Below are 7742 nucleotides of genomic sequence, written 5' to 3'. Positions count from 1 at the left end.
GGACAGGCTGCGACACGCTCTAGAGGGCGGCCGCGCGGGCGAAGGCCGGGCGATGGCGCATCCGGTCGAGAAAGGCGGTCAGGCGCGGCTCGACCACCGGAAAACGCGCGGACAGCGCCCATGTCAGGCAATGGGCGAGGATGAAGTCGGGGACGGTCATCTTTTCGCCCATCGCGAAATCGGCCTCGCCGATGCGGTGGATCAGCGTTTTCTGACTGCGTTCGAATTCCCACCGCAATGTGTTTCTGATCGCGCCCAACCGCATTTCCTCCGGCAGGACGAAGCTGTGGCGCGCCGCCAGCCACAGCGCCGCGTCGAATTCGTCCAGCAGGAACTGGGTCAGGCTATCCTGACGCGCGCGGTCCAGCGTGCCGGCCGGATGGGTGAAGCGGCCGTGCCGGTCGGCCAGATAGGTCAGGATGGCGGTGGAATCGGTGATCGGCGTGCCATCATCGATCAGGACCGGCACCTTTCCCGCCGGATTGAATTCGACCACGCCCTCGCCATGCGGGTTGGCCGGCACGTGACGATAGGCCTGGCCCAGTTCCTCCAGCATCCACAGAACGCGGAAACTGCGGCTTTTCGCGGTGCCGATGATGGTGTACATGCGCGGGCTAGTCCTTCCATTCCAGCACGATCTGGGTCTGTGTGACGATGGCGGCCAGCTTGCCGTCGCCGCGCAGAATGCGGGTGTGCCAGATTTGCGTCGTGCGGCCGCGATGCAGCGGCTCGCAGATGGCGCGGGCCACATCGCCGATCCGGATCGGGCGCAGGAAATTGGTCTTGCTCTCCAGCGTGGTCGTGCTTTTGCCGCTGGGCAGGTTCAGGATCGTCGCGGTGCCGCCGGCATTGTCGGCCAGCCCCATGATCGCGCCGCCATGCAGGACGCCGTTGCGATTGGCGAGGCTTTGCGTAACCTCCATCTCCATCTCGATCCGGTCCTTCGATGCGGATACGACCCGCGCACCCAGATGCATGGCGAAATCGGATTGCAGTTTGGCCAGATCGCGCAGGCTTTCGTCAGGATCCTCCACCAGCGCCCCCTTCTTCTTTCATGCCCTGATAGAGGCGCGGATCAGGGGCGATGGCAAGGGGCCGGGTCAGGCCTTGCCGCAGGCGACGAGCTGGTTGCGATACATCGTCGCCCGTTCGCCCACGTCGCCGGCGACCTGCACCAGCCAGTCTTTAGAAAGGTAGGATTTGCGCGCAAAGCCGGTGCGGCCCTCGTGATAGGCCAGGTATTGCGAGGTCGCGTCCCATTTCGAGATGCCCAGCCGCCGCGACGAACCATCCATGTACCAGCCCATGAAATCGGTCGCGTCCTCGATATCGTTCCGCCGCGCCCCGCGGTTTCCGGTCGCGGCGCGATATTCCTTCCACGTGCCGTCCAGCGCCTGGGAATAGCCATAGGCACTGCTTTGCCGGCCGATGGGAATGACGCCAAGCGCATAGCGATGCGGCGTGCGGGCATCGCCGATGAATTTCGATTCCTGATGGATGGCGGCCATCTGGACATGGACCGGCACGCCCCAGCGGCGCTCGGCCTTTTTCATCGCACGCATATAGGCCGGGCGCTCGGCCGCGATGGCACATGCGTTGTCCAGATTGCGCGGAGCCGAATAATTGGCCACGCCGCATGACGCCAGAAGACCGACAATCGCCAGTTTCGAAAACCTGTTCATCCTGCCCTCGTCCGTTTTTCCATGATGATAGGGGAAAAACGGACCGGTTGAAATGACAAAGCCGTAGGCCGCCGGAGGCGGGCGCCTTCCCGCGGGGGCCGCGCGGTTCGGTTCCTTCAGACGGACATGACCGCCTGGACCGCGCGCCGCCAGGCGGCATAGCGATCCTCGCGCCGGTCCGGCGCCAGCTGCGGCTTGAACCGGCGATCCAGCCGCCATGCCTTGGCGTAATCCTGCGGGCCGGGACACAGGCCCGCGCGATAGCCGGCCAGCCATGCCGCACCCAGGGCGGTCGTTTCGGTGTTGTCCGGCCGGTCCACGGGTGCGCCGAGGATGTCGGCCAGAAACTGCATCGCGGGTTCGCTGGCGGTCATGCCGCCATCGACGCGCAGCACCGCGTCGCCATCCGGGATCCAGTCGGCGCGCATCGCCTCCCACAGATCGCGGGTCTGGAAGCCGACGCTTTCCAGTGCGGCGCGGGCGAATTCGGCCGGGCCGGTATTGCGCGTCAGCCCGAAGACCGCGCCGCGCGCATTGGGATCCCAATGCGGCGCGCCAAGACCGGTAAAGGCGGGGACCATGATGATCTGCTGGCTGTCATCGGCCTTGGCCGACAGGGGGCCGGTCTCGGCCGCCTCGCGGATCAGTTGCAGGCCGTCGCGCAGCCACTGGACCACCGCGCCGGCGATGAAGATGCTGCCTTCCAGCGCATAGGTCGTCTGACCATCCAGGCGGTAGGCGATCGTCGTCAGCAGCCGGTTCTCCGACCGCACGGCCCGTGTGCCGGTATTCAGCAGCGCAAAGCAGCCGGTCCCGTAGGTCGATTTCATCATGCCCGGCTGGAAGCAGGCCTGACCCACGGTTGCCGCCTGCTGGTCGCCTGCGACGCCCAGAATGGGAACCGCGCGTCCGAACAGATCGTCTCGCGTCGTGCCGAAATCGTCGGCGCTGTCCTTCACTTCGGGCAGCAGCGCCATCGGCACGCCGAACAGCTTGCACATGTCCTGCGACCATTCCCCCTTGCGGATATCGTAAAGCAGCGTGCGGCTGGCATTGGTGGCATCGGTGACATGCGCCGCCCCACCGGTCAGCTTCCAGATCAGGAAGCTGTCGATCGTGCCGAAGGCCAGCCGGCCCGCCTCGGCCCGTGCGCGCGCGCCTTCGATCCGGTCCAGGATCCAGGCGATCTTGGTGGCGCTGAAATACGGATCCAGCAACAGGCCGGTGACGCCCGTGACCTGATCCTCGACGCCCTCGTCCTTCAGGCGCCGGATCGCGTCGGCGGTGCGGCGGTCCTGCCAGACGATGGCGCGGTGGATGGGCTGACCGGTCTCGCGGTCCCAGATCACCACGGTTTCGCGCTGATTGGTGATGCCGATCGCGTCGATGCGCGGATTGCCGGCCTTTTCCAGAGCCCCGCGCGCGGTCGCGGCGCTGGTGGTCCAGATATCGTCGGGGTCGTGTTCGACCCAGCCCGAGCGCGGAAAATGCTGGGGGAATTCCTGCTGCGCCGAGGCCCGCACCCGCAGATCGTCGGAAAAGATCAGCGCGCGAGAGGATGTCGTCCCCTGATCCATTGCCAGAATCGTCATCGCGATCGTGTCTCCTGCCTGGTCTTTCCTGTCCGAATATCCGTGCCCGCGGCACCTGTCCTCATCGCCGGGATCATGGGTATTTGGACAACGAAGAAGGGGCGGCCGTGCGACCGCCCCCAAGCGGCTTCAGATCTTATTGCTGCCAGCTTTTGACCAGTTCGTCATAGCTGATGGTTTCCGGCTGGGGCTTTTCGTTGTCCAGCTTCAGTTGCGGCGCGATGGTGCCGTCTTCCTTGGCCTTGTTGTTCCACCATTCCAGATCCTTCTTCTCGGCCATCTTGGGGCCGATATCGCCCTGGATGCCGGCGCGTTCCAAACGCTCCATGACCTTTTCCTGCTCGGCACAGAGGCTGTCCATGGCCTCTTGCGGGGTCTTGGCGCCCGAGGAGGCGTCGCCGACCGCCTGCCACCACAGCTGCGCCAGCTTCGGATAATCGGGCACGTTGGTGCCGGTCGGCGTCCAGTTCAGGCGGGCGGGCGAACGATAGAACTCGATCAGGCCACCCAGCTTGGGCGCGCGTTCGGTAAAGCTTTCGTCCTGGATGGTCGATTCGCGGATGAAGGTCAGCCCGACATGGGATTTCTTCACATCGACCGTCTTCGACGTCACGAATTGCGCGTAGAGCCATGCCGCCTTGGCGCGGTCCACCGGCGTCGATTTCAGCAGCGTCCACGAGCCCGCATCCTGATAGCCCAGCTTCATGCCTTCTTGCCAATAGGCACCATGCGGCGAGGGAGCCATGCGCCACTTGGGCGTGCCGTCCTCGTTCACGACCGGCAGGCCGGGCTTGACCATGTCGGCGGTGAAGGCGGTGTACCAGAAGATCTGCTGGGCGACCTCGCCCTGGGCGGGGACCGGACCGGATTCGCTGAAGGTCATGCCCTGCGCGGCGGGTGGGGCATAGGCCTTGATCCAGTCCAGATATTTCTGGATCGCATAGACCGAGGCCGGCCCGTTGGTATCGCCGCCGCGCGACACGCAGCTGCCCACGGGGCGGTCGTTTTCATCGACCCGGATCCCCCATTCATCGACGGGCTTGCCGTTGGGGATGCCCTTGTCGCCGTTCCCGGCCATCGACAGCCAGGCATCGGTGAAGCGCCAGCCCAGCGAGGGATCCTTCTTGCCATAATCCATGTGGCCATAGACCTTCTTGCCGTCGATCTCGCGCCCGGTGAAGAACTCGGCGATGTCCTGATAGGCCGACCAGTTGACCGGGACGCCCAGGTCATAGCCGTATTCTTCCTTGAAATCGGCCTGAATCTGGGGGTCGTTGAACCAGTCGTAGCGGAACCAGTAGAGATTCGCGAATTGCTGGTCGGGCAACTGATAAAGCTTTCCGTCAGGCGCGGTGCTGAACGACTTGCCGATGAAATCGTCGATGTCGAGGCCCGGATTGGTCACGTCCTTGCCATCGCCCGCCATCCAGTCGGTCAGGTTGCGCGCCTGCTGATAGCGCCAATGGGTGCCGATCAGGTCGGTGTCGTTGACATAGGCGTCATAGACATTCTCGCCCGATTGCATCTGGGTCTGCAACTTCTCGATGACATCGCCCTCGCCGATCAGGTCGTGGGTGATGTTGATGCCGGTGATCTTGCTGAAGGCCTCGGCAAGCACCTTGGATTCGTATTCGTGGACCGTGAGGGTTTCCGACACGACGTTGATGTTCATGCCCGCGAAGGGCTTGGCCGCGTCGATGAACCATTGCATCTCGGCCTCCTGTTCCTCTCGGGTCAGGGTCGAATTGTCGATCTCGGCATCGAGAAAGGCTTTCGCCTCTTCCATGCCCGCCTGCGCGCCTGTCGCCATCAGCGCAAGCGCCATGGCGGTCGTCAGATATCGTCTCATGGTTTCCCTCCCATTGGATGCCGGTTTGGCTCCGGCGGTTTTCACACCCAGCGAAACACCGCTGCGGCGTAGATCAGTGCAACGGCCAGTCCGCCCCAGAGCGGCGTGCCGATGGTTCCCAGCCAGATCAGGCTGATGAAGGCCGAGCCGAGAAGGCTGATGAACAGCCGGTCCCCGCGCGTGGTGGTGATGCCCAGGACGCCCCGGCGCGGGGTCTCGGGAAAGCGGATGGCGAGCCATGTGAACAGGATCAGAAGGCCCGCGATGATGGTGAAGAACAGGGCGGTCGGGAAGGTCCAGGCCATCCAGCCGCCGGGATTGATGCTGCCCGTCCAGTCGCGCGCCTCGTCGCGCATCGGCACCAGCGTGGTCAGCCAGAACACGAAGCCCAGCCAGATCAGGCCAAGCGTCGCGAAACCGAGATTGACGGATCTACGCATGGTCCGGCCCCTTCGATTGTGTCGCGCGGCCGGCAGGGACGATGCCGGGACGCGGAGGCATCAGGAGACGGCGCCGCGAATTCTGCGGATGGTTCATCACACCCTCCCCATGGCAAAACCCTTGGCGATGTAGTTGCGCACGAACCAGATCACCAGCGCACCGGGGATGATGGTCAGCACGCCCGCCGCCGCCAGCACGCCCCAGTCGAGGCCCGAGGCGCTGACCGTGCGTGTCATCGTCGCCGCGATGGGTTTCGCATTGACCGAGGTCAGCGTCCGGCTGAGCAGCAGTTCGACCCAGGAGAACATGAAGCTGAAGAAGGCCGCGACGCCGATTCCGCTGGCGATCAGCGGCATGAAGATCTTCACGAAGAAACGCGGAAAGGAATAGCCGTCGATATAAGCGGTCTCGTCGATCTCGCGCGGGACGCCGGACATGAATCCCTCCAGGATCCAGACGGCCAGCGGCACGTTGAACAGGCAATGCGCCAGAGCCACGGCGATATAGGTGTCGAAAAGTCCGATCGAGGAATAAAGCTGGAAGAAAGGCAGCGCGAAGACCGCCGCCGGCGCCATGCGGTTGGTCAGAAGCCAGAAGAACAGGTGCTTGTCGCCCAGAAAGCGATAGCGGCTGAACGCATAGGCTGCGGGAAGCGCGACCGAGATCGAGATCACGGTGTTCATCGCCACATAGGTCATGCTGTTGACATAGCCCATATACCAGGACGGATCGGTCAGGATCGTGCGGTAATTGTCGAGCGTGGGATTGCGCGGCCACAGGCTGAGGGTACCGAGGATCTCGCTGTTGGTCTTCAGGCTCATGTTCAGCAGCCAGTAGATGGGCAGCATCAGGAACAGCAGGTACAGCGCCATGACCAGCGCGGCGCCACGGCCCTTGGATTCAGCGACGGCGGCCATCAGAGCGTCTCTCCCTCCTTGGTCATGAGTGTGTAGAAGACGAAGGAAATCAGCAGGATCACGAGGAAATAGATCAGGCTGAACGCGGCTGCCGGCCCCAGGTCGAACTGACCCACCGCCATCTTCACGAGGTCGATCGACAGGAAGGTGGTGGCGTTGCCGGGCCCGCCGCCGGTGACGACGAAAGGTTCGGTATAGATCATGAAGCTGTCCATGAAGCGCAGCAGGATCGCGATCAGCAGCACGCCCCGCATCTTGGGAAGCTCGATATGGCGGAATACCTTCCAGCGCGAAGCCTGGTCGATCCGCGCGGCCTGATAATAGGCGTCGGGGATGGATTGCAGCCCGGCATAGCACAGCAGTGCGACCAGGCTGGTCCAGTGCCAGACATCCATCACGATCACCGTAATCCACGCATCGAAGGCGTCGTTCACATAATTGTAGTCGATGCCCAGTTTCGACAGCGTATAGCCCAGAAGGCCGATATCGACGCGGCCGAAGACCTGCCAGATCGTGCCGACCACGTTCCACGGGATCAGCAGCGGAAGCGCCATGAGCACCAGGCAGAAAGAGGCCCAGACGCCCTTTTTCGGCATGTTCAGCGCCACGAAGATGCCCAGCGGAATCTCGATGGCGAGGATGATCGCCGAGAACAGGATCTGCCGGCCAAGGGCCGCGCGGACGCGGTCCGAGCGAATCGTCTCGTCGAACCATTCGAGGCCCGCCCAGAAGAACTGGTTGCCGCCGAACGTATCCTGGAACGAGTAATTCACCACCGTCATCAGCGGCAGCACCGCCGAGAAGGCGACCAGCGCAAGGACCGGCAGAACCAGCAGCCAGGCGCGGTTGTTGAGGGGTTTTTCCATCAGGCGGCCCTTTCCACGGCGGCCGGATCGACGCGCCAGTCATCGGCATAGACATGGATGAAGGCGGGATCGGGGATGATCCGGTCCGCCCCGGCGGGAATGGGCTGGCCCTCGGGGACGATGACGTTGACCGCGGCGCCTTCGACATGGCCGCGCACGATCCGGTGATTGCCCACATCCTCGATCCGGTGCAGCATGAAGGGCAGGCCCTCGCCGCCGGTGCCGAGGCGCATGAATTCGGGGCGGATGCCGATCCGGATCCTGCCCGATAGCGGCCCATAGCCCCGCGCCAGCGCGATCGGCACGCCCGCCACCTGCGCCGTCGCGCCCTCGACCCGCGCATCCAGCAGGTTCATGCCGGGCGAGCCGATGAAATAGCCGACGAAGGTATGTTC

At 63.9% G+C, this 7742-nt stretch carries 8 protein-coding genes and 1 pseudogene; all 9 read right to left on the bottom strand.

Annotation, left to right across the window (positions count from 1 at the left end):
- Nucleotides 1-19: 19 nt before the first annotated feature.
- The gene (locus B4A72_RS15905; protein WP_292951225.1) at nt 20-607 is read right to left on the bottom strand and encodes a glutathione S-transferase family protein; all 588 of its coding nucleotides are present in this window, start codon (nt 605-607) and stop codon (nt 20-22) included.
- Between the two features lie 7 nt (nt 608-614).
- The gene (locus B4A72_RS15900) at nt 615-1034 is read right to left on the bottom strand and encodes a PaaI family thioesterase (RefSeq protein WP_292951228.1); all 420 of its coding nucleotides are present in this window, start codon (nt 1032-1034) and stop codon (nt 615-617) included.
- A 66-nt stretch (nt 1035-1100) separates the two neighbouring features.
- Nucleotides 1101-1682 (bottom strand): lytic transglycosylase, encoded by a 582-nt coding sequence (locus B4A72_RS15895; protein WP_292951231.1) that lies wholly within the window; start codon nt 1680-1682, stop codon nt 1101-1103.
- 116 nt (nt 1683-1798) lie between these two features.
- Complete coding sequence (gene glpK / locus B4A72_RS15890; protein ID WP_292979101.1) at nt 1799-3274, bottom strand: glycerol kinase GlpK; 1476 nt, start codon at nt 3272-3274, stop codon at nt 1799-1801.
- 136 nt (nt 3275-3410) lie between these two features.
- Entirely contained in the window at nt 3411-5123 is a 1713-nt protein-coding gene (locus B4A72_RS15885) for an ABC transporter substrate-binding protein (protein WP_292979099.1), read from the bottom strand.
- A gap of 41 nt (nt 5124-5164) precedes the next feature.
- Complete coding sequence (locus tag B4A72_RS15880) at nt 5165-5479, bottom strand: DUF2160 domain-containing protein (RefSeq protein WP_292952238.1); 315 nt, start codon at nt 5477-5479, stop codon at nt 5165-5167.
- A gap of 180 nt (nt 5480-5659) precedes the next feature.
- On the bottom strand, nt 5660-6481 hold the full coding sequence (locus B4A72_RS15875; protein WP_292952193.1) for a carbohydrate ABC transporter permease: 822 nt from the start codon (nt 6479-6481) through the stop codon (nt 5660-5662).
- Complete coding sequence (locus B4A72_RS15870) at nt 6481-7347, bottom strand: carbohydrate ABC transporter permease (RefSeq protein ID WP_292952196.1); 867 nt, start codon at nt 7345-7347, stop codon at nt 6481-6483. Before B4A72_RS15870 ends, B4A72_RS15875 begins: the two co-directional genes overlap by 1 nt.
- Nucleotides 7347-7742: pseudogene (locus B4A72_RS15865) on the bottom strand (ABC transporter ATP-binding protein); the annotation flags it as partial. The pseudogene B4A72_RS15865 and the gene B4A72_RS15870, both read right to left, overlap by 1 nt.

Origin of the sequence: Paracoccus sp. UBA5162, assembly GCF_002413585.1 — a bacterium.
Lineage (GTDB): Bacteria > Pseudomonadota > Alphaproteobacteria > Rhodobacterales > Rhodobacteraceae > Paracoccus.
The sequence above is the reverse complement of the archived record's forward strand: the minus strand, read 5'-3'. Positions and strand labels throughout refer to the sequence as shown.